The sequence below is a fragment of the Streptomyces sp. R302 genome (assembly GCF_012927245.1).
Lineage (GTDB): Bacteria > Actinomycetota > Actinomycetes > Streptomycetales > Streptomycetaceae > Streptomyces.
Genome location: NZ_JABBGE010000008.1, coordinates 323,850 through 346,597, shown reverse-complemented (window position 1 = coordinate 346,597; position 22,748 = coordinate 323,850). Strand labels below are relative to the sequence as shown.

Below are 22,748 nucleotides of genomic sequence, written 5' to 3'. Positions count from 1 at the left end.
GGTGCGCGCTCTCGGATTGCGTACGACTCCATGAGACACCACAGGCCCGGCGGAAGGACCGCCGGGCCTGGAGTGACGAACGCAACGCTTACTGGACGGGGCCCTCGACGGCCTCGGAGGTCAGCAGACCCGCGTTGATCTCGCGCAGGGCGATCGAGAGCGGCTTCTCGTGGACGTGGGTGTCGACGAGGGGACCCACGTACTCCAGCAGGCCCTCACCGAGCTGCGAGTAGTACGCGTTGATCTGACGCGCGCGCTTGGCCGCGTAGATCACGAGGCTGTACTTCGAGTCCGTGGCCTCGAGCAGCTCGTCGATCGGCGGGTTGATGATGCCCTCGGGCGTGGTGATGGAAGAGGACACGCTCTACCTTCCGAAGATGGATAAAAGATCAGAAAGATCAGAAAGATCAGACTACGTGCATCAACGTTAGCAGCTCGCGTGCGACGTCCTCGACGGAGGTGTTGACGAGCGTGGTGTCGAACTCCGACTCGGCGGCGAGTTCGATCTTGGCGGCCGCCAGGCGTCGCTCGATGACCTCGGGCGACTCGGTGCCGCGGCCGGTGAGCCGGCGGACCAGCTCCTCCCAGCTCGGCGGGGCCAGGAAGACCAGCCGGGAGTCCGGCATGGACTCCTTCACCTGGCGCGCGCCCTGGAGTTCGATCTCCAGGAGCACGGGCTCGCCCTTCTCCAGGCGGTCGACGACCGCGCTGCGGGGGGTGCCGTAGCGGTTGCCCGCGAACTCGGCCCACTCGAGGAGCTCGCCGTTGGCGATCAGCTTGTCGAACTCGTCGTCCGAGACGAAGAAGTACTGGACGCCGTGCTTCTCGCCGGGGCGGGGCTTTCGTGTCGTGGCCGACACCGAGAGCCAGACCTCGGGGTGGACCTTGCGCATATGAGCGACGACCGTGCTCTTGCCGACCCCTGAGGGGCCGGAGAGCACGGTCAGCCGCGGACGTACCTCTGCTGCCATGCGGCGATTATTCCAGTATCGCCGGGGTGCCCGGGACGCGTGTCCCTGATCGGGCACCCACCGGTGCGCCGGGTCAGGCGCCGGCGCCGCCGAACTCGCGCTCCAGGGAGGCGATCTGGTTGGAGCCGAGACCGCGGACGCGGCGGCTCTCGGAGATGCCGAGCCGCTCCATGATCTGCTTGGCGCGGACCTTGCCGACGCCGGGCAGGGACTCAAGGAGGGCGGAGACCTTCATCTTGCCGATGACGTCGTTCTCCTGGCCCTGCTTGATGACCTCGTGGAGGGAGGCGCCGGAGTGCTTGAGTCGATTCTTGACCTCGGCCCGCTCCCGGCGAGCCGCGGCGGCCTTCTCGAGCGCGGCTGCGCGCTGTTCAGGGGTAAGGGGCGGAAGAGCCACGCCTACGTCACCTCGGATGTCGATCTGTCGGATACGGACCGGTGAGGCCTGGTCGAGCCACACCAGTGGAGCAACGCCCGACGACGTGGCCGTCGGACGCCTGCCCTGCCCCGGAGACTAGCGGCCGTGGCCGCTCCAGTCAGCGAGAACAGCGGAAAAGTCCTGGTCAGCCTCTGCCGACCGGGACTTTTCCGGCATAACGACCCGGATTTCTGCCAAGATTTCGTCAAGTGGCACGACGGGACGTGGCCCGGGGTCGCCGTCCGCTCCCACCTGCGGGGATGGCCCGGAGGCGGGTCGGCGGGGTCAGCCGGCGACGGCGGCCCGGATCTCGTCCGCGTAGCGCGTCGCCGCGTCCCGCAGGGCGGACGCGCTCGGTCCGGCGCGCAGCACGCCGCGGCTCACGTTCGGGACCACGTTGCGGACCGCGTCCCCGAAGACGGCCGGGAGGTCGGCCGGGGTCGCGCCCTGGGCGCCGATGCCGGGGGCGAGCAGCGGACCGTTGATGTCGAGGTCGAAGGAGGAGAGGTCGCCGAGGGTGGCGCCGACGACCGCGCCGAAGGAGCCCATGGGGGTCTCTCCCGCGTTCTCCTCCGCGAGGTGGGCGAGCATCGTCGCGCCGACGGTGCGGCCGGCCGGGTCGTCGGTGCGCACGGCGCGCTGGACCTCGGCACCCTCCGGGTTGGAGGTGAGCGCGAGGACGAAGAGGCCGGCGCCGGACTCGCGGGCCAGGTCGACGGCCGGCTTCAGGGAGCCGTAGCCGAGGTACGGGGAGACCGTGAGCGCGTCGGAGAAGAGCGGGGAGTCCTTGCGCAGGAAGGTCTCCGCGTAGGCGGCCATGGTGGAGCCGATGTCGCCGCGCTTGGCGTCCATGACGACCAGGCCGCCGGCGGCCCGCAGGTCGGCGGTGGCGCGCTCCAGGACGGCGATGCCGCGCGAGCCGAAGCGCTCGAAGAAGGCAGCCTGCGGCTTGAAGACGGCGACGGTCTCCGCCAGCGCCTCGACCACGGTGTACGTGAACCGCTCCAGGCCCGCGACGTCGTCGCCGAGGCCCCAGGAGTCGAGCAGGGAGGCGTGCGGGTCGATGCCGACGCAGAGCGGGCCGCGCGCGTCCATGGCGGAGCGCAGGCGGGTGCCGAAGGAGAGGGTCATCGTGTGGCGGCCTTTCGGTGGTCGGCGCCGACGGCCTCGGCGATCGTGGCGTACGGGGAGGCCGCGAGCCGCGCGGCGAGGCCCTTGTGGATGGCGCGGGCGTAGAACGGCCCCTCGTAGATGAAGGCGCTGTAGCCCTGGATCAGGGTGGCGCCGGCGAGGATGCGCTGCCAGGCGTCCTCGGCGTTCTCGATGCCGCCGACGCCCACCAGGACGATCCGGTCGCCCACGCGCGCGTACAGGCGGCGCAGGACCTCCAGGGAGCGCTCCTTGAGGGGGGCGCCGGAGAGGCCGCCGGTCTCCTGGACGAGCGCCGGGGCGGAGGCCAGGCCGAGGCCCTCGCGGGCGATGGTGGTGTTGGTGGCGATGATGCCGTCCAGGCCGAGCTCGACGGCGAGGTCGGCGACGGCGTCCACGTCCTCGTCGGCGAGGTCGGGGGCGATCTTCACCAGGAGCGGGACGCGGCGGTCGGTGACCGTGCGGTCGGCGGCCTCGCGGACGGCGGTGAGCAGCGGCCGGAGCGACTCGGTGGCCTGGAGGTTGCGCAGGCCGGGGGTGTTCGGCGAGGAGACGTTGACGACGAGGTAGTCGGCGTGGGCGGCGAGCCGCTCGGTGGACTTCACGTAGTCGGCGGCCGCGTCGGCCTCCTCGACGACCTTGGTCTTGCCGATGTTGACGCCGACGACCGTCCTGAAGACGGGCACGCGCGCGTGGAGGCGGGCGGCGACGGCGGCGGAGCCCTCGTTGTTGAAGCCCATGCGGTTGATCAGGGCCCGGTCCGGGACGAGGCGGAAGAGCCGCTTCTTGGGGTTGCCGGGCTGGGCCTCGCCGGTGACCGTGCCGATCTCGACGTGGTCGAAGCCGAGCATCGCCATGCCGTCGATGGCGACTGCGTTCTTGTCGAAGCCGGCGGCGAGGCCGAACGGGCCGTGCATCCGCAGGCCCAGGGCCTCGGTGCGCAGCTCCTCGTACCGGGGCGCGAGGACGGCCGCGACGAAGGTGCGCAGGACGGGGACGCGGGCCGCGAGCCGGATCCAGCGGAAGGCGAGGTAGTGGGCCTGCTCGGGGTCCATGCGCTTGAAGACGAGCTGGAAGAAGAGCTTGTACATGGTGGTGTCCTCATGAAGAGGGGGACACCGTTTCCGGTGTCCCCCTCGGTGGCTGCTAGTCGCGGGCCGCGGTCAGGTGTTCGGCGTGTTCCTGGAGGGAGCGGACGCCGACGTCGCCGTGGTTGAGGGCGTCGATGCCCTGGACGGCCGCGGCGAGCGCCTGGACCGTGGTGAGGCACGGGACGCCGCGGGACACCGCCGCCGTACGGATCTCGTAGCCGTCGAGGCGGCCGCCGGTGCCGTACGGGGTGTTGACGATCAGGTCGACCTGGCCGTCGTGGATGAGCTGGACGACGGTCTTCTCGCCGTCCGGGCCCTCGCCCTCGCTGAGCTTGCGCACGACGGTGGCGTTGATGCCGTTGCGCTTGAGGACCTCGGCGGTGCCGGAGGTGGCGAGCAGCTCGAAGCCGTGGGCGACCAGCTCGCGCGCCGGGAAGATCATCGAGCGCTTGTCGCGGTTGGCGACCGAGATGAAGGCGCGGCCCTTGGTGGGCAGCGGGCCGTAGGCGCCGGCCTGCGACTTGGCGTAGGCGGTGCCGAAGACGGCGTCGATGCCCATGACCTCGCCGGTGGAGCGCATCTCCGGGCCGAGGACGGTGTCCACGCCGCGGCCGTGCACGTCGCGGAAGCGCGACCACGGCATCACGGCCTCCTTGACGGAGATCGGCGCGTCGAGCGGCAGGGTGCCGCCGTCGCCGGTCTTCGGCAGCAGGCCCTCGGCGCGCAGCTCGGCGATGGTGGCGCCCAGCGAGATGCGGGCGGCGGCCTTGGCGAGCGGGACGGCGGTGGCCTTGGAGGTGAAGGGCACGGTCCGGGAGGCGCGCGGGTTGGCCTCCAGGACGTAGAGGATGTCGCCGGCCATGGCGAACTGGATGTTGATCAGTCCGCGGACGCCGACGCCCTTGGCGATGGCCTCGGTGGAGGCGCGCAGCCGCTTGATGTCGAAGCCGCCGAGGGTGATCGGGGGGAGGGCGCAGGCCGAGTCGCCGGAGTGGATGCCGGCCTCCTCGATGTGCTCCATGACGCCGCCGAGGTAGAGCTCGGTGCCGTCGTAGAGGGCGTCGACGTCGATCTCGATGGCGTCGTCGAGGAAGCGGTCGACCAGGACCGGCCGGGTGGGGCTGATCTCGGTGGACTCGGCGATGTACGCCTCCAGGCGCGCCTCGTCGTAGACGATCTCCATGCCGCGGCCGCCGAGCACGTACGAGGGGCGGACCAGGACCGGGTAGCCGATCTCGTCGGCGATCTTCTTGGCGCCGGCGAAGGTGGTGGCGGTGCCGTGCTTGGGGGCCGGCAGGCCGGCCTCCTCCAGGACGCGGCCGAAGGCGCCGCGGTCCTCGGCGGCGTGGATGGCCTCCGGGGAGGTGCCGACGACCGGCACGCCGTTGTCCTTGAGGGCCTGGGAGAGGCCGAGCGGGGTCTGGCCGCCGAGCTGGACGACGACGCCGGCGATCGGGCCCGCGAGGGACTCGGCGTGGACGATCTCCAGCACGTCTTCCAGCGTCAGCGGCTCGAAGTACAGGCGGTCGGAGGTGTCGTAGTCCGTGGAGACGGTCTCCGGGTTGCAGTTGACCATCACGGTCTCGTAGCCGGCGTCGCTCAGGGCGAAGGAGGCGTGGACGCAGGAGTAGTCGAACTCGATGCCCTGGCCGATGCGGTTCGGGCCGGAGCCGAGGATGATCACGGCGGGCTTCTCGCGCGGCGCGACCTCGGACTCCTCGTCGTAGGAGGAGTAGAAGTACGGCGTCTTCGCGGCGAACTCGGCGGCGCAGGTGTCGACCGTCTTGTAGACCGGGCGGACACCGAGGGCGTGCCGGACCTCGCGGACGACGTCCTCGCGCAGGCCGCGGATCTCGGCGATCTGGGCGTCGGAGAAGCCGTGGCGCTTGGCCTCGGCGAGGAGCGCGGGCTCCAGCTTCTCGGCGCCGGCCAGCTCGTCGGCGAGCTCCTTGATCAGGAAGAGCTGGTCGACGAACCACGGGTCGATCTTCGTGGCGTCGAAGACCTCCTCGGGGGTGGCGCCGGCGCGGATCGCCTGCATGACGGTGTTGATGCGGCCGTCGGTGGGGCGGACCGCCTCGCGGAGGAGTTCCGCCTTGTCGCCGGGCTCGCCGGTGAAGGCGAACTGCGAGCCCTTCTTCTCCAGGGAGCGCAGGGCCTTCTGGAGGGCCTCGGGGAAGTTCCGGCCGATGGCCATGGCCTCGCCGACCGACTTCATGGTCGTGGTCAGCGTGGAGTCGGCGGAGGGGAACTTCTCGAAGGCGAAGCGCGGGGCCTTGACCACGACGTAGTCGAGCGTGGGCTCGAAGGACGCCGGGGTCTTCTCCGTGATGTCGTTCGGGATCTCGTCCAGGGTGTAGCCGACGGCGAGCCGGGCCGCGATCTTGGCGATCGGGAAGCCGGTGGCCTTGGAGGCGAGCGCCGAGGAGCGGGAGACGCGCGGGTTCATCTCGATGACGATCACGCGGCCGTCGTCGGGGTTCACCGCGAACTGGATGTTGCAGCCGCCGGTGTCGACGCCGACCTCGCGGATGATCGCGATGCCGATGTCGCGGAGGATCTGGTACTCGCGGTCGGTGAGCGTCATCGCCGGGGCGACGGTGATGGAGTCGCCGGTGTGGACGCCCATCGGGTCGAAGTTCTCGATGGAGCAGACGACCACGACGTTGTCGTGCTTGTCGCGCATGAGCTCCAGCTCGTACTCCTTCCAGCCGAGGATGGACTCCTCCAGGAGCACCTCGGTGGTCGGGGAGAGCGTGAGGCCCTGGCCGGCGATGCGGCGCAGCTCCTCCTCGTCGTGGGCGAAGCCGGAGCCGGCGCCGCCCATGGTGAAGGAGGGGCGGACGACGACGGGGTAGCCGCCCAGCTCGTCGACGCCCTTGAGGACGTCGTCCATGGAGTGGCAGATGACCGAGCGGGCGGACTCGCCGTGGCCGATCTTGGCGTTGACGGCCTCGACGACGCCCTTGAAGAGGTCGCGGTCCTCGCCCTTGTGGATGGCCTCGACGTTGGCGCCGATGAGCTCGACGCCGTACTTCTCCAGGACGCCCTGCTCGTGCATGGAGATCGCGGTGTTGAGCGCGGTCTGGCCGCCGAGGGTGGGCAGGAGGGCGTCGGGGCGCTCCTTGGCGATGATCTTCTCGACGAACTCGGGGGTGATCGGCTCGACGTAGGTGGCGTCGGCGATCTCCGGGTCGGTCATGATCGTGGCCGGGTTGGAGTTGACCAGGATGACCCGCAGGCCCTCGGCCTTGAGGACCCGGCAGGCCTGGGTGCCGGAGTAGTCGAACTCGGCGGCCTGGCCGATGACGATCGGGCCGGAGCCGATGACCAGGACGGACTGGATATCGGTGCGCTTAGGCACGCTCGGCCTCCATGAGGGTCACGAAGCGGTCGAAGAGGTACGCGGCGTCGTGCGGGCCCGCGGCCGCCTCGGGGTGGTACTGGACGGAGAAGCCGGGCTGGTCGAGCAGCTGCAGGCCCTCCACGACGTTGTCGTTCAGGCAGACGTGGGAGACCTCGGCGCGGCCGAAGGGGGTCTCCGAGACCTTGTCGAGGGGCGCGTCGACGGCGAAGCCGTGGTTGTGCGCGGTGACCTCGACCTTGCCGGTGGTCCGGTCCTGGACGGGCTGGTTGATGCCCCGGTGGCCGTACTTCAGCTTGTAGGTGCCGAAGCCGAGGGCGCGGCCGAGGATCTGGTTGCCGAAGCAGATGCCGAAGAGCGGGGTCTTGCGCTCCAGGACGGCGGTCATGAGCGCGACCGGGCCGTCGGCGGTGGCCGGGTCGCCCGGGCCGTTGGAGAAGAAGACGCCGTCCGGGTTCACCGCGTACACGTCGTCGGCGGTGGCGGTGGCGGGCAGCACGTGGACCTCGATGCCGCGCTCGGCCATCCGGTGCGGGGTCATGCCCTTGATGCCGAGGTCGATCGCGGCGACGGTGAACTTCTTGTCGCCGATCGCGGGGACGACGTACGGCTCCTTGGTGGCGACCTCCTCGTAGAGGCTGGCGCCCTTCATGTGCGGCTGGGCCTGCACGCGGGCGAGCAGCTCGGCCTCGGGGGCGAGGGCCTCGCCGGAGAAGACACCGGCGCGCATGGAGCCGCGCTCGCGCAGGTGGCGGGTGAGGGCGCGGGTGTCGATGCCGGAGATGCCGACGACGCCCTGGGCGACCAGCTCGTCGTCGAGGCTGCGCTTGGCGCGCCAGTTCGACGGGATGCGGGCGGGGTCGCGGACCACGTAGCCGGAGACCCAGATGCGGCTGGACTCGTCGTCCTCGTCGTTCCAGCCGGTGTTGCCGATCTGGGGGGCGGTGGCGACGACGATCTGGCGGTCGTACGACGGGTCGGTGAGGGTCTCCTGGTAGCCGGTCATGCCGGTGGAGAACACGGCCTCGCCGAAGGTCTCCCCCACGGCCCCGTAGGCGCGGCCGCGGAAGGTGCGGCCGTCCTCCAGGACGAGTACGGCGGGAGCCTGGGCTCCCCTTGTGGAGGTCGTCATCGTGCGATGCCTTCCGTCGTGGTGGTTGCGGGGTTCATGGAGTTGATGGCCTCGACCCAGGCCGTGTGCTCGGCGGCCCGGTCGGAGCGGAAGCCGGAGTCGAGGAGGGTGGAGCCGTGCTCCCAGGTGACGATCAGGAGCCCGCCCTCGGCGAGGACCTTGCCGGCGATGCCCTTGTCGAGACGGGCCTCGCGCAGGGCGGCGGCGGGGATCAGGAAGTCGTTCGCTCCGGGGCGGACGACCGAGATCCCGGCCTCGGTGAGCGTGAGCTCGGCGCGGCTGCGGGTGCCGAGGCCGTGGGCGACGATCCGGTCGAGCCACTGCCCGGCGGTGGTGGAGCCGTGGTAGCGGCCCTCCATCGTCAGCTTGGCGTCACCCGTCGTCTCCGGCACCTCGGGGAGCGGCGGGAGGTCCGACTGGAGGCTGCCGCGCCACTTCCAGCCCTGGCGCATCAGCCAGTAGACGAAGGCGACGAAGAGCAGGAGTCCGACGACCCAGCCGATGCGGCCGGCCCAGTCGGTCACCTCGGCCGACTTCTGCTCCGCGGCGAGGGCCGCGCTTGCGATGGTGTGTGTCACGCCAACTTCCCGTCCATGACCGTTGCCCGGCCCCGCAGGAAGGTGTGGGTGACGCGACCCGGCAGCTCACGGCCCTCGTAGGGGGTGTTGCGGCTGCGGGAGGCGAAGTCCGCGGGGTCCACCGTCCCACGGTAAGCCGGATCGACCAGGACCAGGTTCGCGGGCTCACCAGCCGAGACGGGCCGTCCGTGGCCGGTGGCGCGGCCGATGCGGGCCGGGGCGGCGGACATCCGGTCGGCGACGCCGGCCCAGTCGAGGAGGCCGGTCTCCACCATCGTCTGCTGGACGACGGAGAGCGCGGTCTCCAGGCCGACCATGCCCATGGCGGCGGCGGCCCACTCGCAGTCCTTGTCCTCGTGCGGGTGCGGGGCGTGGTCGGTGGCGACGATGTCGATGGTGCCGTCGGCCAGGGCCTCGCGCAGGGCCAGCACGTCGCGCTCGGTGCGCAGCGGCGGGTTGACCTTGTAGACCGGGTTGTACGTGCGGACCAGCTCGTCCGTGAGGAGGAGGTGGTGCGGGGTGACCTCGGCGGTGACGTCGATGCCGCGGGACTTGGCCCAGCGGACGATCTCGACGGAGCCGGCGGTGGAGAGGTGGCAGATGTGGACGCGGGAGCCGACGTGCTCGGCGAGGAGGACGTCGCGGGCGATGATCGACTCCTCCGCGACGGCCGGCCAGCCGCCGAGGCCGAGCTCGGCGGAGACGATGCCCTCGTTCATCTGGGCGCCCTCGGTGAGGCGGGGCTCCTGGGCGTGCTGGGCGACGACGCCGCCGAAGGCCTTCACGTACTCCAGGGCGCGGCGCATGATCACGGCGTCGTCGACGCACTTGCCGTCGTCGGAGAAGACGGTGACGCCGGCGGCGGAGTCGTGCATGGCGCCGAGCTCGGCGAGCTTCTTGCCCTCCAGGCCGACGGTGACGGCGCCGATGGGCTGCACGTCGCAGTAGCCGGCCTCCTTGCCGAGCCGGTAGACCTGCTCGACGACGCCGGCGGTGTCGGCGACCGGGTGGGTGTTGGCCATGGCGAAGACGGCCGTGTAGCCGCCGGAGGCGGCGGCGCGGGTGCCGGTGAGGACGGTCTCGGAGTCCTCGCGGCCGGGCTCGCGCAGGTGGGTGTGGAGGTCGACGAGGCCGGGGAGGAGGATCCGGCCCTCGGCCTCGACGACGGTCGCGCCCTCGGCGGACAGGCCGGTGCCGACCGCGGCGATGGTCTCGCCGTCGATCAGGACGTCCTGCGGCTCGCCGCCCAGCACCTTCGCACCACGGATAAGGATCTTGCTCATCTTTACTTGCTCTCCTCGGTACGGGTGGTGGCGGGGGCGACGGCGGGCTCGGAGCCGCCGAGCAGCAGGTAGAGGACGGCCATGCGGACGGAGACGCCGTTGGCGACCTGCTCGACGACCGTGCAGCGGTCGGAGTCGGCGACCTCGGCGGTGATCTCCATGCCGCGGACCATGGGGCCGGGGTGCATGACGATGGCGTGCTCGGGCATCCTCGCCATCCGCTCGCCGTCAAGCCCGTAGCGGCGCGAGTACTCGCGCTCGGTGGGGAAGAAGGCGGCGTTCATCCGTTCGCGCTGCACACGCAGCATCATCACCGCGTCGGACTTCGGCAGCACGCTGTCGAGGTCGTACGAGACCTCGCAGGGCCAAGTCTCGACGCCGACGGGGACGAGGGTGGGCGGGGCCACCAGGGTGACCTCGGCGCCGAGGGTGTGCAGCAGGTCGACGTTGGAGCGGGCGACCCGGCTGTGCAGGACGTCGCCGACCAGGGTGACGCGCTTGCCGGCCAGGTCCCGGCCGAGGCCGGCGTCGCGGCCAACGAGGCGGCGGCGCATGGTGAAGGCGTCCAGGAGGGCCTGGGTGGGGTGCTGGTGGGTGCCGTCGCCGGCGTTGATGACGGGGGCGTCGATCCAGCCGGAGGTGGCGAGGCGGAAGGGGGCGCCGGAGGCGCTGTGCCGGATGACGACGGCGTCGACGCCCATCGCCTCCAGGGTCTGCGCGGTGTCCTTCAGCGACTCGCCCTTGGAGACGCTGGAGCCCTTGGCCGCGAAGTTGATGACGTCGGCGGAGAGGCGCTTCTCGGCGGCCTCGAAGGAGATCCGGGTGCGGGTGGAGTCCTCGAAGAACAGGTTGCAGATGGTCCGGCCGCGGAGGGTCGGCAGCTTCTTGATGGGCCGGTCGGCCACCCGGGCCATCTCCTCGGCGGTGTCGAGGATCAGGACGGCGTCGTCGCGGGTGAGGTCGGCGGCCGAGATGAGGTGACGCATCATCGGGGTTTCTCTCCGGGGTGGGGAGGCATCAGGGCATGCGGGGGCGCGGGCGGGGTGCCCGGGCTCCGCGGGGTGGCCGGTCCGGCTAGGAGGCGGACTTGCCGCCGAGCAGGACGGTGTCGCGACCGTCCTCCTCGGCGAGCTGGACCTTGACGGTCTCCCGCAGCGACGTGGGGAGGTTCTTGCCGACGTAGTCGGCGCGGATCGGCAGCTCGCGGTGGCCGCGGTCGACGAGGACGGCGAGCTGGACCGCGCGGGGGCGGCCGATGTCGCCGAGGGCGTCGAGGGCGGCGCGGATGGTGCGGCCCGAGAAGAGGACGTCGTCGACGAGGACGACGAGGCGGCCGTCGACGCCGTCTCCGGGGATCTCGGTGCGGCCGATGGCGCGCGCCGGCTTCAACCGGAGGTCGTCGCGGTACATGGTGATGTCGAGGGAACCGACCGGGATCGAGGCACCGGTGATCGATTCGAGTTTCTCGGCGAGCCGGCGGGCGAGGTAGACGCCGCGGGTGGGAATGCCGAGGAGGACCACGTCGTCGGCGCCCTTGGCGCGTTCGACGATCTCGTGGGCGATCCGGGTCAGGACCCGGGCGATGTCGGGGGCCTCGAGAACGGGCCGTGCCACATCGGTGTGCTCGTGCGTGTCCATGAAGAAAGGACCTCCTTCTCCGCCTCACAGGACGGTTCTTAAAGGACGTCGGATGTACGGCGTCCACTCTAGCAGGGGCGCTCGCACAGGCATTCCCGGGCCTCCCTCTCCCCCGCTCCGACCTGCGGCGGACCGTCCCCCGGGAGGGGGTGGCGAGCCCCTTTCGGCTTGACGGGAAAGAGTAACGCTGCGTAACCTCACAGTGAGTTACCAGCCGCGCGGCGCAGCCGCATGTCGTCACAGCGTCCGGGAGCGTTATGTCCAGCGAATACGCAAAGCAGCTCGGGGCCAAACTCCGCGCCATCCGCACCCAGCAGGGCCTGTCCCTCCACGGGGTGGAGGAGAAGTCCCAGGGCCGCTGGAAGGCCGTGGTGGTCGGCTCGTACGAGCGCGGCGACCGCGCCGTGACCGTACAGCGTCTGGCCGAGCTGGCGGACTTCTACGGCGTGCCGGTGCAGGAACTGCTGCCCGGTACGACCCCCGGCGGCGCCGCCGAGCCCCCGCCGAAGCTGGTCCTGGACCTGGAGCGCCTGGCCCACGTCCCGCAGGAGAAGGCCGGCCCCCTCCAGCGCTACGCGGCGACGATCCAGTCGCAGCGCGGCGACTACAACGGCAAGGTGCTGTCGATCCGCCAGGACGACCTGCGCACCCTGGCCGTCATCTACGACCAGTCCCCCTCGGTCCTCACCGAGCAGCTGATCAGCTGGGGCGTGCTCGACGCGGACGCGCGCCGCGCGGTCACCCACGAGGAGAACTGACCTCCTCCGCACCACCTGCAGAAACGTGCCGCCGGGCCCGTGGACGTCATCCGACGCCACGGGCCCGGCGCTTTTCCGTGCCGTCCGAGCGCACCTTTCACCCGTTCGGACCAACCAACGCGAAGGGGCCCGCAGCACCGTGCGGTGCGGCGGGCCCCTTCGCAGGGCCGTGTGCGGGACTAGGCGTCCACGTCGCGGCGAAGTCGGGGCTTCAGGTCCTTGAAGCGCCCGAGGAGACCGTTGACGAAGGCCGGGGAGTCGTCCGTGGAGAACTCCTTGGCGAGCTGCACGGCCTCGTCGATGGCCACCGCGTCCGGCGTGCCGTCCTCCCAGATCAGCTCGTACGCGCCGAGGCGCACGATGTTCCGGTCGGCGGCCGGCATCCGGTCGAGGTCCCAGTCCACCGCGTAGGTGGCGATGAGCTCGTCGATCCGGGCCACGTACTGGGCGTATCCCTCGACCAGCTGCATGGTGAAGTCACCGACCGCGGGCTGACGCTCGTCGGCACGGTGGAGCCGGATCTGGTCCGCGAGGACCTCCTGGACCGAAGTGCCGCGCTGGTCGGCCTCGAACAGGATCTGGAAGGCCCGCCTGCGGGCCTTGCTCCGGGCGGCCACGGTTAGCTGTTCACCCGGCCGAGGTAGCTGCTGTCGCGGGTGTCGACCTTGACCTTCTCACCGGTGGTGACGAAGAGCGGGACCTGGATCTGGTGGCCGGTCTCCAGCTTGGCGGGCTTGGTGCCACCGGTGGAGCGGTCGCCCTGGACGCCCGGCTCGGTCTCGGCGATGACCAGCTCGACGGCGGCCGGGAGCTCCACGTAGAGCACCTCGCCCTCGTGGCGCGCGACGGAGGCCGTGAAACCCTCGATGAGGAAGTTCGCGGCGTCGCCGACGGCCTTCTTGTCGACGTGCAGCTGGTCGTAGGTCTCCATGTCCATGAAGACGAAGTACTCGCCGTCCATGTAGGAGAACTGCATGTCCCGGCGGTCGATGGTGGCCGTCTCGACCTTCACACCCGCGTTGAAGGTCTTGTCGACGACCTTGCCGGACAGCACGTTCTTGAGCTTGGTACGCACGAAGGCCGGGCCCTTGCCGGGCTTGACGTGCTGGAACTCGACGACGGACCAGAGCTGGCCGCCTTCGAGCTTGAGCACCATGCCGTTCTTGAGGTCGTTCGTGGAAGCCACGGTTGCGGAATCTCCTGGACTGACGTGGGACCGAGGAGGCGTACGCGCCTCACAGCGCGAGCAGCTCCTTGGTCGTGATGGTGAGTAGCTCGGGTCCGCCGTCCGCCTCCTGGCGCACGACGAGCGTGTCATCGATCCGGACCCCGCCCCGGCCCGGGAGGTGGACCCCCGGTTCGACGGTGACCGGCACACAAGCGTCCAGTTTACCCATGGCCGAGGGGGACAGCTGCGGGTCCTCGTCGATTTCGAGCCCGACCCCGTGTCCGGTGAGCGGAACGGCAGTCTCCGCATGGCCTGCCGCGTCGAGGATCTGGCGGGCCGCGCGGTCCACGTCACGGTACCCGGCGCCGGGCACGAGGGACTCCCGACCGGCCCGCTGGGCGGCGAAGACCAGCTCGTACAGCTCGATCTGCCAGTCGGCGGGCGCGGTGCCGATGACGAAGGTCCGGCCGATCTCGCAGCGGTAGCCGTGGTAGTCGGCGCCGAGGCAGACGGAGAGGAAGTCGCCCTCCTCGACCCGGCGGTCGGTGGGCCGGTGGCCGCGCCGGCCGGAGTGCGGCCCGGTGGCGACGGAGGTGGGGAAGGCGGCCCCGTCGGCGCCGTGGTCGACGAGCCGCCGCTCCAGTTCGAGGGCGAGGTGGCGTTCGGTGCGGCCGACGAGGATGGACTCCAGGAGCTCGCCGAGGGCCTGGTCGGCGATCTCGGCGGCGATCCGCAGACAGCCGATCTCGTCCTCGTCCTTGACCACCCTGAGCTGTTCGACGGCGCAGGCGAGGTCGGCGAGGCGGAGGCCGGGAGCGGCCGCGGCGAGGCTGCGGTGGCGGGCCACCGTCAGGTCGTGTTCCTCGACGGCGAGCCCGTCGGCGCCGGAGCGGCGGGCGAGTTCGGCGGCGGAGACGGCCGGGTCGCCGCCGCCGAGCGGCAGCTGCTGCTGCCGGAGCGCTTCGTCGAGCCGCCCGTCGAGGGGCTCGCCGTCGGCCGCGAGCGGCCGGATCAGCAGGTCCGCGCCGGGCTCGGGGCCGACGAGGAGGACGGCGCCGGGCGGGGCGCCGCCCGCCAGATAGCGGACGTTGGCGGGACGGGACACCAGGGCCGCCGCGCTGCCCGCTGCCGCGACCCGGTCGCGCAGCCTGACCCGGCGGTCCGCATACACCTGTGACATGCCTCCGAGCCTACGAGCCGGGCCCCGGCCCGGCCTGTCGGCGGCGTCCGACCGGGGAGCGCCCGCCGGTCAGCCGGTGGGCGGCGCGGCGATCGCCCGGGCCAGGGCCTCGTCGATGAGCCGGGCGGTGGAGTCCACGTCGAGCGCGGAGTTGTCGATGATCGGCAGCCCGGAGCCGTACCAGCCGGCCATCCGGCCGTGGATCGCGGCGACCTCCTCGTCGGAGAGGCGCCGGTTGCCGGCGCGCTGGGCGTTGCGCTCCAGGACGACCTCCAGGCCGGGGAGGAGGACCACCGGCAGCAGACCGGGGCCGACGTGCCGCTTCCAGCCGCCGAGGCCGACGACGGGCCGGTCGGGGAAGACGGCGTCGTCGAGGATGCAGGAGATGCCGTTGGCGAGGAAGTTGCGGGCGGCGAAGCCGCAGGTGCGGCGGGCCAGCCGGTACTGCGCCTCGGAGTGCTCGTTCCACCCCGACTGCGGGTCGGCGAAGCCGGAGCAGACCCATTCCCGCACGTCGTCGAGGCTGATGTGGGCGGTGGGGACGGGCCGGCGGGTCGCCCAGTGCCGGGCGACGGTCGTCTTGCCGGCGCCGGCGGGCCCGATGAGCAGCACGGCGAGCGTCGCGCCCCCGGTGCCGGGCCGGTGCTCGACGACCGGCACGGGCGGCGCGAGGGGCACGGCCCCGGTCGCGTGCGGGGGTATCGCCCCCGGGGGGTGCGGGGGTACGGCTCCGGGAGCGGCGCCCCAGGGCGCGCCGCCAGGGGCGGCCTGGGGCGGACCGGGCTGGACGGCCGGGTGCACGCCGAGCCGCCCGCCGGGCACGCCGGACGGCGGTCCCGGGTAGGGCGCGCTCTGCGGGGCCGGGGGCACGGGGCCGTGTCCGCCGGCCGGGATCGGGCCGGGCCCCGGGCCCGGCCGTTCGGGCGAGGGCAGCGGTCCCCCCACTGCGTGCTGCATCCGGTGCCACTCCGTCTCGTCGGCCTGTGCGTCGGCGGGGCGGCCGGTGCGGCGCCTCGGGCCCGCTCCCCCGCCCCGTCCGGGGATGCCAAAACGTTACCGCCCCGTCCCCCCGCTCGGGGAACGGGCGGACCCCTGTCCGAAGTGCCCAGTACGGAAAAAGTCCCGGTACCGAAAGAAGTCCCGGTACCGGGAGTGTCCCGGTACCGGGCTGGTCCAGGCCCCCGCCCGGGCCCCGGCCCCGATCCCGGGAACCGCCCGCTCCCCTCAGGCTCGGGCTCAGACCTGCGGGTCGAGCTCCTCGGCGAGGGCGCGCAGGGCGAGCCGGTAGGAGCCGATGCCGAAGCCGGCGATGGTGCCGGTCGCGACGGCGGCCACCACCGAGGTGTGCCGGAACTCCTCGCGGGTGTACGGGTTCGAGATGTGCACCTCGATGAGGGGGGCGGTCCGCTGCGCGGCCGCGTCCCGCATCCCGTACGAGTAGTGGGTGAAGGCGCCGGGGTTGAGCACGACCGGGACGCGCCCGTCGGCGGCCTCGTGCAGCCAGCGGATCATCTCGCCCTCGTCGTTGGTCTCGCGGACCTCGACGTCGAAGCCGAGCGAGGCGCCGAGCTCCCGGCAGGACTCGACGAGCCCCTTGTAGGAGGTGGCGCCGTAGATGTCGGGCTCGCGGGAGCCGAGCCGGCCGAGGTTCGGCCCGTTCAGCACCAGGACGCGCCGGGTTCCGCTCATGCGGAGAGCTCCCCGTAGGCGGCGACGAGGACGGCCGGGTCCGGGCCCTCCAGGACGGACGGCTTGGCGAGCCCGTCGAGGACGATGAAGCGCAGCAGGTCGCCGCGGGACTTCTTGTCCACCTTCATCGTCTCCAGGAGCTTGGGCCACTGGTCGCCGCGGTAGGTGAGCGGCAGGCCGACGGACTCCAGGACCGAGCGGTGCCGGTCGGCGGTGGCGTCGTCGAGGCGGCCGGCGAGGCGGCCCAGCTCGGCGGCGAAGACCATGCCGACGGAGACGGCGGCGCCGTGGCGCCACTTGTACCGCTCGTTCTTCTCGATGGCGTGCGCGAGGGTGTGCCCGTAGTTGAGGATCTCGCGGCGGCCGGACTCCTTGAGGTCGCCGGAGACGACGTCGGCCTTGACCTGGATGGAGCGGACGATCAGCTCGGCGGTGTGCGGTCCGGCGGGCGTACGGGCCGCCTGCGGGTCCTCCTCGATGAGGTCGAGGATCACCGGGTCGGCGATGAAGCCGGCCTTGATGATCTCGGCGAGGCCGCTGACGAAGTCGTGCACGGGCAGCGAGTCGAGTGCGGCGAGGTCGCAGAGGACCCCGGCCGGCGGGTGGAAGGCGCCGACGAGGTTCTTGCCCTCGGCGGTGTTGATGCCGGTCTTGCCGCCGACGGCCGCGTCGACCATGCCGAGGACGGTGGTCGGCACGGCGACCCAGCGGACGCCCCGGAGCCAGGTCGCGGCGACGAAGCCGGCCAGGTCCGTGGTGGCGCCGCCGCCGACGCCGACGATGACGTCGGTGCGGGTGAAGCCGGTCTGGGCGAGCGCCTTCCAGCAGTACGCGGCGACCTCGGCGGTCTTCGCCTCCTCGGCGTTCGGCACCTGGATGGCGACGGCCTCGTACCCCTGCTCGGCGAGGTCCTCGCGGAGCGCCTCACCGGTGCCGGCGAGCGCCTCGGGGTGGATGACCGCGACCCGCTTGGCCTTGTCGCCGATGAGGGCGGGGAGTTCGCCGAGCAGCTGCCGGCCGACCAGCACCTCGTACGGATCCGTACCGGCGCTGCCGCCGACGTGGATGCGGGTGACTTCCTGGTCCGTGGTCATGCGTCCTTCAGCTCCAGTGCGTCGAGGATCGCCGCGGCGACCTCTTCGGGGGTGCGCGCGTCGGTGGCGACCACGACGCGGGCGACTTCTTCGTACAGGTGGCGCCGGGCCTCCATCAGCTCGCGCCACTGCCGGCGCGGGTTGACGGCGAGCAGCGGGCGGGCCGCGCCGAGCCCGACCCGTCGCACGGCCTCCTCGACGTCCATCGAGAGGTACGCGACGGGCTGCCCGGCCAGCAGGGCGCGGGTGTCGGCGTCGAGGATCGCGCCGCCGCCGAGGGCGAGGACGCCCCGGTGCTCGGCGACGGCCTTCGCGACGGCGGCCTTCTCCAGGGCGCGGAAGCGCTCCTCGCCGTCCTCGACGAAGATGTCGGAGATCTCCCGGCCCTCGGCGGCGACGATGTCGGCGTCGGTGTCCCGGTAGGACGCGCCGAGCCGTTCGGCCAGGAGCGCGCCCACCGTGGACTTGCCGGAGCCCATCGGGCCGACGAGGACGACCAGCGGGCCGCCGGTCACCGGATGCGCAGGTTGTCGAGGTACGACCGGACGTTGCGCCGGGTCTCGGGGACCGAGTCGCCGCCGAACTTCTCGACGACGGCGTCGGCGAGGACGAGGGCGACCATGGCCTCGGCGACGATGCCGGCGGCCGGGACGGCGCAGACGTCGGAGCGCTGGTGGTGGGCCGCGGCGGCCTCGCCGGTGGCGACGTCGACGGTGACGAGGGCGCGCGGGACGGTCGCGATCGGCTTCATGGCGGCGCGGACGCGCAGCAGTTCGCCGGTGGTGAGGCCGCCCTCGGTGCCGCCGGAGCGGCCGGAGGTGCGCTTGATGCCGTCCTCGGTCCGCACGATCTCGTCGTGGGCCTGGGAGCCGGGCACCCGGGCGAGGTCGAAGCCGTCGCCGACCTCGACGCCCTTGATGGCCTGGATGCCCATGAGCGCGGCGGCGAGCCGGGCGTCGAGGCGGCGGTCCCAGTGGACGTGCGAGCCGAGGCCGACGGGCACGCCGTAGGCGAGGACCTCGACGACGCCGCCGAGGGTGTCGCCGTCCTTGTGGGCCTGGTCGATCTCGGCGACCATCGCCTTCGACGCGTCGGCGTCGAGGCAGCGGACCGGGTCGGCGTCGAGCTTCTCGACGTCGCCGGGGACCGGGTAGACGCCGTACGGGGCCTTGGCGGCGGCCAGCTCGACCACGTGGCTGACGATCTCGATGCCCGCGGCCTCCTTGAGGAAGGACCGGGCGACGGCGCCGAGGGCGACGCGGGCGGCGGTCTCCCGGGCGCTGGCGCGCTCCAGGATCGGCCGGGCCTCGTCGAAGCCGTACTTCTGCATGCCGGCGAGGTCGGCGTGGCCGGGGCGGGGCCGGGTGAGCGGCGCGTTGCGGCCGGTCTCCTTCAGCTCCGACGGGTCGACCGGGTCGGCCGACATGACCTTCTCCCACTTGGGCCACTCGGTGTTGCCGACCATCACGGCGATCGGCGAACCCAGCGAGAGCCCGTGCCGGACGCCGCCGAGGAAGGTGACCTCGTCCTGCTCGAACTTCATCCGGGCGCCGCGCCCATAGCCGAGGCGCCGCCGCGCGAGGTGGTCCGCCACCAGCTCAGTGGTGACCGGGACGCCGGCGGGAAGACCCTCCAGCGTCGCGACCAGCGCGGGTCCGTGGGATTCCCCAGCGGTCAGCCAACGCAACCTGCTCAACGATGCTCCTCATGCTCGCGCCTGGGCACTGCGACGGCAGGACCGGGCGCGCGGCCCTGACCCGCCACCCCGATCCTCCCACGTCCGGGCCCTGAGCTCGGCCTCCGGTCCAGCTATCGGACGCGTGCCTCGTCCTCATGGACGTCGTCGGCGGCCTCGGGCTCACCGGCGGACCGTTTCCGCAGCCAGCTGACGAAGCCGTACACCACGGTCAGCCCGAAGAGCGCGAGCACGGTGTACCGCGCCCACGCGGGCAGTGAGCTGAGGAAGCCCACGTACAGAAAGCGCACGATGTCGAAGGCGAAGTCCGCCTTCGACGCGAGCACGATGTCCCCGTCCATCCCCGTTCCCCCCGGGTGTCATGGGACCCCGGGGCGGCCGTGCGGGGTCAGCGCGCGGCGAGCGCGGCCTCGCCGGCGGCGCGCATGGCGGCGAGCGGGGCCTTGGGGGTGCCCGTCATCTGTTCGACCTGGAGGACCGCCTGGTGGACCAGGAGGTCCAGGCCGCCGACGATCTTACCGGCGCGTTCGGACCAGGCGGCGGCGAGCCGGGTGGGCCAGGGGTCGTAGAGGACGTCGAAGAGGGTGCCGGGGCGGTCCGGGACCGCGTCGGCCAGCGCGTCCGTGGCGCCCGCCGGGGTGGTGGCGACGACCAGCGGCGCCGTGAGGGCCTCCGCCGCGTCGTCCCAGGCGGCGGTGCGGACGTCGACGCCGAGGCGTTCGCCCCAGCCGCGCATCTCCGCGGCCCGTGCCTCGCCGCGTACGTAGGCGGTGACCGGGCCCGCGCAGACGCGGGCCAGGGCGGCGAGCGCGGAGGAGGCGGTGGCGCCCGCGCCGAGGACCGCCGCGGACTCCACCTTCTCGACGCCGCGCTCGCGCAGGGCGGCGATCATGCCGGGGATGTCGGTGTTGTCGCCGACCCGGCGGCCGTCCTCGCGGAGGACCACCGTGTTCACCGCCTCCACGGAGGCGGCCGTCTCGCTGACCTCGTCGAGCAGCGGGATGATCGCCCGCTTCAGCGGCATGGTCAGCGACAGGCCCGCCCAGGACCCGTCGAGCTCCGCGACGAAGCCGGGCAGCGCGGCCTCGTCGATCTCGAAGCGCTCGTAGGACCAGTCGTCCAGACCGAGCTCCGCGTACGCGGCCCGGTGCAGGACCGGGGAGAGCGAGTGCGCGATCGGCGAACCGAGGACGGCGGCGCGACGGCCCGTGTCACTGGCCCGTGTTGGCATTGAACTTGTCCCTCAGCTTGTTGTGCTCTTCCAGCGTCTTGGCGAACTCCGTCTGGTTCATGCCGTCCGTGGCGACGAAGTAGAGCCATCCGTCGTTCGTGGGGTTCAGCATGGCGGCCAGTGCCTCGTTGCCCGGGTTGCCGATCGGTCCCGGCGGCAGACCCTGGTTCGTGTACGTGTTGTACGGGTCCTTGTTGCTGTGGGCCTCCTTCTCCGAGATCTTGATCTCGGACTGGCCCTTGAGGTAGTTCAGCGACGAGTCGAACTGCAGGTACTGGTTCGTCTGGACGTTGTCCGGCTGGAGGCGGTTGTAGATGACCTCCGCCATCTTGCGGAAGTCGTCGTGCGTCTTGCCCTCCGCCTGCACCAGGCTCGCGACCGTGACGAGTTCCCAGGCGTTCTCGACGCCGTGCTTCTTCGCCTGCCCCTCCAGGTCGAGCTTCGTGTACTCCGCGTTCGCGCGGCTGACCATCTTCTTGAGGGCGTCCTCGGGCTTGGAGCCCTTCGCCACCGGGTAGCTCGCGGGGAAGAGGAAGCCCTCCAGGGGGTCCTTGACGTTCTTGTGGTTCTTCGCCCAGTCCGGCAGGCCCAGGGAGTCCGCCTTGGAGACGGCGATCTCCTTCGTGCTGCCGGGGTCGAGGCCGAGGCGGGTGTCGATCTGCTCGTACACCCAGGCGTTGCGCTTGCCCTCGGGGATGATCAGGTTGGCCTGGCTCGCCGGATCCAGCATCAGCGCGACCGCGCTCTCCGCCGACATCTCCTTCTTCAGGGTGTAGGCGCCGGCCTGGATCGTGTTGCCCTTCTCGTTCTTCTTCTGGGCGGCGACGAAGGCGTCGACGCTCTTCACGACGCCGGCCTGTTTGAGGATGTTGCCGATCTCGTTGCCGAAGGCGCCCTTCGGGATCTCGACCTGGACCTCGCCGCTGCCGCCGCCCGCGAAGTCGGGGGCCTCGCCGAACTGGCCCTGCCAGAACTGGTAGCCGAAGTAGCCGATGCCGCCGACGCCGCCCACGAGGACGGCGGCGACGACGAGGCAGGCCATGCCGTTCTTGCCCTTGCGCTTCCGCTCCTTGCCGCGGCGCTCGCGGTCGCGGTCGTCGCCACGGCCCCGGCGCGAGGCCGGTTCGTCGTCCTCGTAGCCGTCCTCGTCGTCACCGCCGAAGAAGGGGTGCGACTCCTCGGGCTCCGGTTCCGGTTCCGGTTCGGGTTCCGGTTCCGGGCGGACGGGCTCGGGCTGCGGCGGCTGCTGCCGGTGGCCGGGCGGCTGCGGCGGCGGGTACGCCTCGGCCGTGCCGTAGAGGTCGGGCTGCCCGGCGCCGTACGGATCGGCGGGCGGCGCGTTGTAGGCCATGGCGGCCTGGCCGGTCTCCCAGTTGGCGTCGTACGCGTGTGCGGGATGCCCGGGCGTGTCGTACCCCTGCTGCTCCGGGTACGCCTCGTGCCCCTGCTGCCCCTGGTCCCAGCCGGTCTGTCCGTACGCCTGCGGCTGCGCCTGCTGCGGGTCGACGTACCCCTGCTGCGGGTACTGCTGCGGGTACGCGGCCTGCTGCTGGGCGTACGGGTCGGTCCCGTAGCCCTGCTGGGCGTACGGGTCCTGGTAGGCCTGACCACCCTGCGCGTACGGCGTCGCCTGGTGCGGCTGCTGGTGGTACTGCTGCTGACCTTCCCACCCCTGGTCCCCGTACAAGGGGTCCGTGGGGTGCCACGGTTCGGAGCCAGGGCCCCGGCCATACTCAGTCATCGATCCCCAAACAGCCGCGAGGCTTCCGGACGATCCGCCTCTACGTAGTGCGGCAGCTGTTCGAACACCGCCGCATCGCGCGGAACGTTACCGTATCGCGATCAGATGACCACTTCGACGCCCTCACCGGGCGGATTACCTGATACCCGTTCGGACTCAAGAGCGTTCTGAAGGATGATCACCGCGGCGGCCTGGTCGATGACGGACCGCCCCTTCTTGGACTTCACGCCGGAGGCCCGCAGCCCCTGCGTCGCCGTCACCGTGGTCATCCGCTCGTCGACCAGACGGACCGGCACCGGGGCGATGCCCTTCGCCATCTCCCGTGCGAAGGCCCGGACCTTGGTGGCCGCGGGGCCCTCCCGCCCGCTGAGCGAGCGGGGCAGGCCCACGACGACCTCGATCGGCTCGTACTCCTCGACGATCTGGCGGAGCCGCCGGTGGGCGGCCGGGACGTCGCGTCCCGGCACGGTCTCCACCGGCGTGGCGAGGACCCCGTCGGGGTCGCACGAGGCGACCCCGATCCGGGCGTCCCCGACGTCGACCGCGATGCGGCGGCCGCGACGCATC

24 protein-coding genes are annotated in these 22,748 nt (G+C 71.9%); 1 reads left to right on the top strand and 23 read right to left on the bottom strand.

What is annotated here, in order from left to right; translation table 11 throughout:
- Positions 1-88 precede the first annotated feature (88 nt).
- The 11 genes from rpoZ to pyrR all read right to left on the bottom strand — a co-directional run bounded on the left by rpoZ (position 89) and on the right by pyrR (position 11,624).
- On the bottom strand, positions 89-361 hold the full coding sequence (gene rpoZ, locus HHL19_RS25810) for a DNA-directed RNA polymerase subunit omega (protein WP_018564174.1): 273 nt from the start codon (positions 359-361) through the stop codon (positions 89-91).
- Between the two features lie 46 nt (positions 362-407).
- Complete coding sequence (gene gmk, locus HHL19_RS25805; RefSeq protein ID WP_169092724.1) at positions 408-971, bottom strand: guanylate kinase; 564 nt, start codon at positions 969-971, stop codon at positions 408-410.
- 73 nt (positions 972-1,044) lie between these two features.
- Positions 1,045-1,368, bottom strand: a complete 324-nt coding sequence (locus HHL19_RS25800) for an integration host factor (protein WP_030493613.1) — start codon at positions 1,366-1,368, stop codon at positions 1,045-1,047.
- Between the two features lie 306 nt (positions 1,369-1,674).
- Entirely contained in the window at positions 1,675-2,520 is an 846-nt protein-coding gene (pyrF, locus tag HHL19_RS25795) for an orotidine-5'-phosphate decarboxylase (RefSeq protein WP_169092723.1), read from the bottom strand.
- Positions 2,517-3,629: a quinone-dependent dihydroorotate dehydrogenase gene (locus HHL19_RS25790; protein ID WP_169092722.1), complete on the bottom strand. Its 1,113-nt coding sequence runs from the start codon at positions 3,627-3,629 to the stop codon at positions 2,517-2,519. The genes pyrF and HHL19_RS25790 overlap by 4 nt, the downstream gene beginning before the upstream one ends.
- A 55-nt stretch (positions 3,630-3,684) precedes the next feature.
- Positions 3,685-6,993 carry a carbamoyl-phosphate synthase large subunit gene (carB, locus tag HHL19_RS25785; RefSeq protein WP_169092721.1) on the bottom strand — a complete coding sequence of 1,103 codons (3,309 nt, stop codon included), beginning with the start codon at positions 6,991-6,993 and terminating at the stop codon, positions 3,685-3,687.
- Positions 6,986-8,125 (bottom strand): glutamine-hydrolyzing carbamoyl-phosphate synthase small subunit, encoded by a 1,140-nt coding sequence (gene carA / locus HHL19_RS25780; RefSeq protein ID WP_169092720.1) that lies wholly within the window; start codon positions 8,123-8,125, stop codon positions 6,986-6,988. Before carA ends, carB begins: the two co-directional genes overlap by 8 nt.
- Positions 8,122-8,703 carry a hypothetical protein gene (locus HHL19_RS25775; protein ID WP_346768484.1) on the bottom strand — a complete coding sequence of 194 codons (582 nt, stop codon included), beginning with the start codon at positions 8,701-8,703 and terminating at the stop codon, positions 8,122-8,124. Before HHL19_RS25775 ends, carA begins: the two co-directional genes overlap by 4 nt.
- A complete protein-coding gene (locus HHL19_RS25770; RefSeq protein ID WP_169092719.1) occupies positions 8,700-9,986 on the bottom strand; it encodes a dihydroorotase in 1,287 nt (428 codons plus the stop codon). The genes HHL19_RS25775 and HHL19_RS25770 overlap by 4 nt, the downstream gene beginning before the upstream one ends.
- Before the next feature lie 2 nt (positions 9,987-9,988).
- A complete protein-coding gene (locus tag HHL19_RS25765) occupies positions 9,989-10,975 on the bottom strand; it encodes an aspartate carbamoyltransferase catalytic subunit (protein WP_169092718.1) in 987 nt (328 codons plus the stop codon).
- 85 nt (positions 10,976-11,060) lie between these two features.
- A complete protein-coding gene (gene pyrR / locus HHL19_RS25760) occupies positions 11,061-11,624 on the bottom strand; it encodes a bifunctional pyr operon transcriptional regulator/uracil phosphoribosyltransferase PyrR (protein ID WP_169092717.1) in 564 nt (187 codons plus the stop codon).
- Positions 11,625-11,881: 257 nt separating this feature from the next.
- Between pyrR and bldD the strand changes: the two genes are divergently transcribed.
- Entirely contained in the window at positions 11,882-12,382 is a 501-nt protein-coding gene (bldD, locus tag HHL19_RS25755; protein WP_169092716.1) for a transcriptional regulator BldD, read from the top strand.
- Positions 12,383-12,561: 179 nt separating this feature from the next.
- Here the strand turns inward: bldD and nusB are convergent, their stop codons facing one another.
- The 12 genes from nusB to ruvX all read right to left on the bottom strand — a co-directional run bounded on the left by nusB (position 12,562) and on the right by ruvX (position 22,747).
- Positions 12,562-12,999 carry a transcription antitermination factor NusB gene (gene nusB / locus HHL19_RS25750; RefSeq protein WP_169092715.1) on the bottom strand — a complete coding sequence of 146 codons (438 nt, stop codon included), beginning with the start codon at positions 12,997-12,999 and terminating at the stop codon, positions 12,562-12,564.
- Positions 13,000-13,001: 2 nt separating this feature from the next.
- On the bottom strand, positions 13,002-13,568 hold the full coding sequence (gene efp, locus HHL19_RS25745; RefSeq protein WP_169092714.1) for an elongation factor P: 567 nt from the start codon (positions 13,566-13,568) through the stop codon (positions 13,002-13,004).
- A 49-nt stretch (positions 13,569-13,617) separates the two neighbouring features.
- Positions 13,618-14,730, bottom strand: coding sequence for a M24 family metallopeptidase (locus HHL19_RS25740; RefSeq protein ID WP_169092713.1), 1,113 nt, complete (start codon positions 14,728-14,730; stop codon positions 13,618-13,620).
- Positions 14,731-14,799: 69 nt separating this feature from the next.
- Positions 14,800-15,687: an AAA family ATPase gene (locus HHL19_RS25735; RefSeq protein WP_169092712.1), complete on the bottom strand. Its 888-nt coding sequence runs from the start codon at positions 15,685-15,687 to the stop codon at positions 14,800-14,802.
- A gap of 279 nt (positions 15,688-15,966) precedes the next feature.
- Positions 15,967-16,419, bottom strand: coding sequence for a type II 3-dehydroquinate dehydratase (gene aroQ / locus HHL19_RS25730; RefSeq protein WP_169092711.1), 453 nt, complete (start codon positions 16,417-16,419; stop codon positions 15,967-15,969).
- Entirely contained in the window at positions 16,416-17,513 is a 1,098-nt protein-coding gene (gene aroB / locus HHL19_RS25725) for a 3-dehydroquinate synthase (RefSeq protein WP_169092710.1), read from the bottom strand. The genes aroQ and aroB overlap by 4 nt, the downstream gene beginning before the upstream one ends.
- The gene (locus HHL19_RS25720; RefSeq protein ID WP_169092709.1) at positions 17,510-18,028 is read right to left on the bottom strand and encodes a shikimate kinase; all 519 of its coding nucleotides are present in this window, start codon (positions 18,026-18,028) and stop codon (positions 17,510-17,512) included. The genes aroB and HHL19_RS25720 overlap by 4 nt, the downstream gene beginning before the upstream one ends.
- A complete protein-coding gene (aroC, locus tag HHL19_RS25715) occupies positions 18,025-19,209 on the bottom strand; it encodes a chorismate synthase (protein ID WP_169092708.1) in 1,185 nt (394 codons plus the stop codon). Before aroC ends, HHL19_RS25720 begins: the two co-directional genes overlap by 4 nt.
- Before the next feature lie 113 nt (positions 19,210-19,322).
- Positions 19,323-19,550 (bottom strand): hypothetical protein, encoded by a 228-nt coding sequence (locus HHL19_RS25710; protein WP_169092707.1) that lies wholly within the window; start codon positions 19,548-19,550, stop codon positions 19,323-19,325.
- 47 nt (positions 19,551-19,597) lie between these two features.
- A complete protein-coding gene (locus HHL19_RS25705) occupies positions 19,598-20,440 on the bottom strand; it encodes a shikimate dehydrogenase (protein WP_169092706.1) in 843 nt (280 codons plus the stop codon).
- Positions 20,421-22,181, bottom strand: a complete 1,761-nt coding sequence (gene mltG, locus HHL19_RS25700) for an endolytic transglycosylase MltG (protein ID WP_169092705.1) — start codon at positions 22,179-22,181, stop codon at positions 20,421-20,423. Before mltG ends, HHL19_RS25705 begins: the two co-directional genes overlap by 20 nt.
- 101 nt (positions 22,182-22,282) lie before the next feature.
- On the bottom strand, positions 22,283-22,747 hold the full coding sequence (ruvX, locus tag HHL19_RS25695; RefSeq protein ID WP_123954413.1) for a Holliday junction resolvase RuvX: 465 nt from the start codon (positions 22,745-22,747) through the stop codon (positions 22,283-22,285).
- Position 22,748 lies beyond the last annotated feature (1 nt).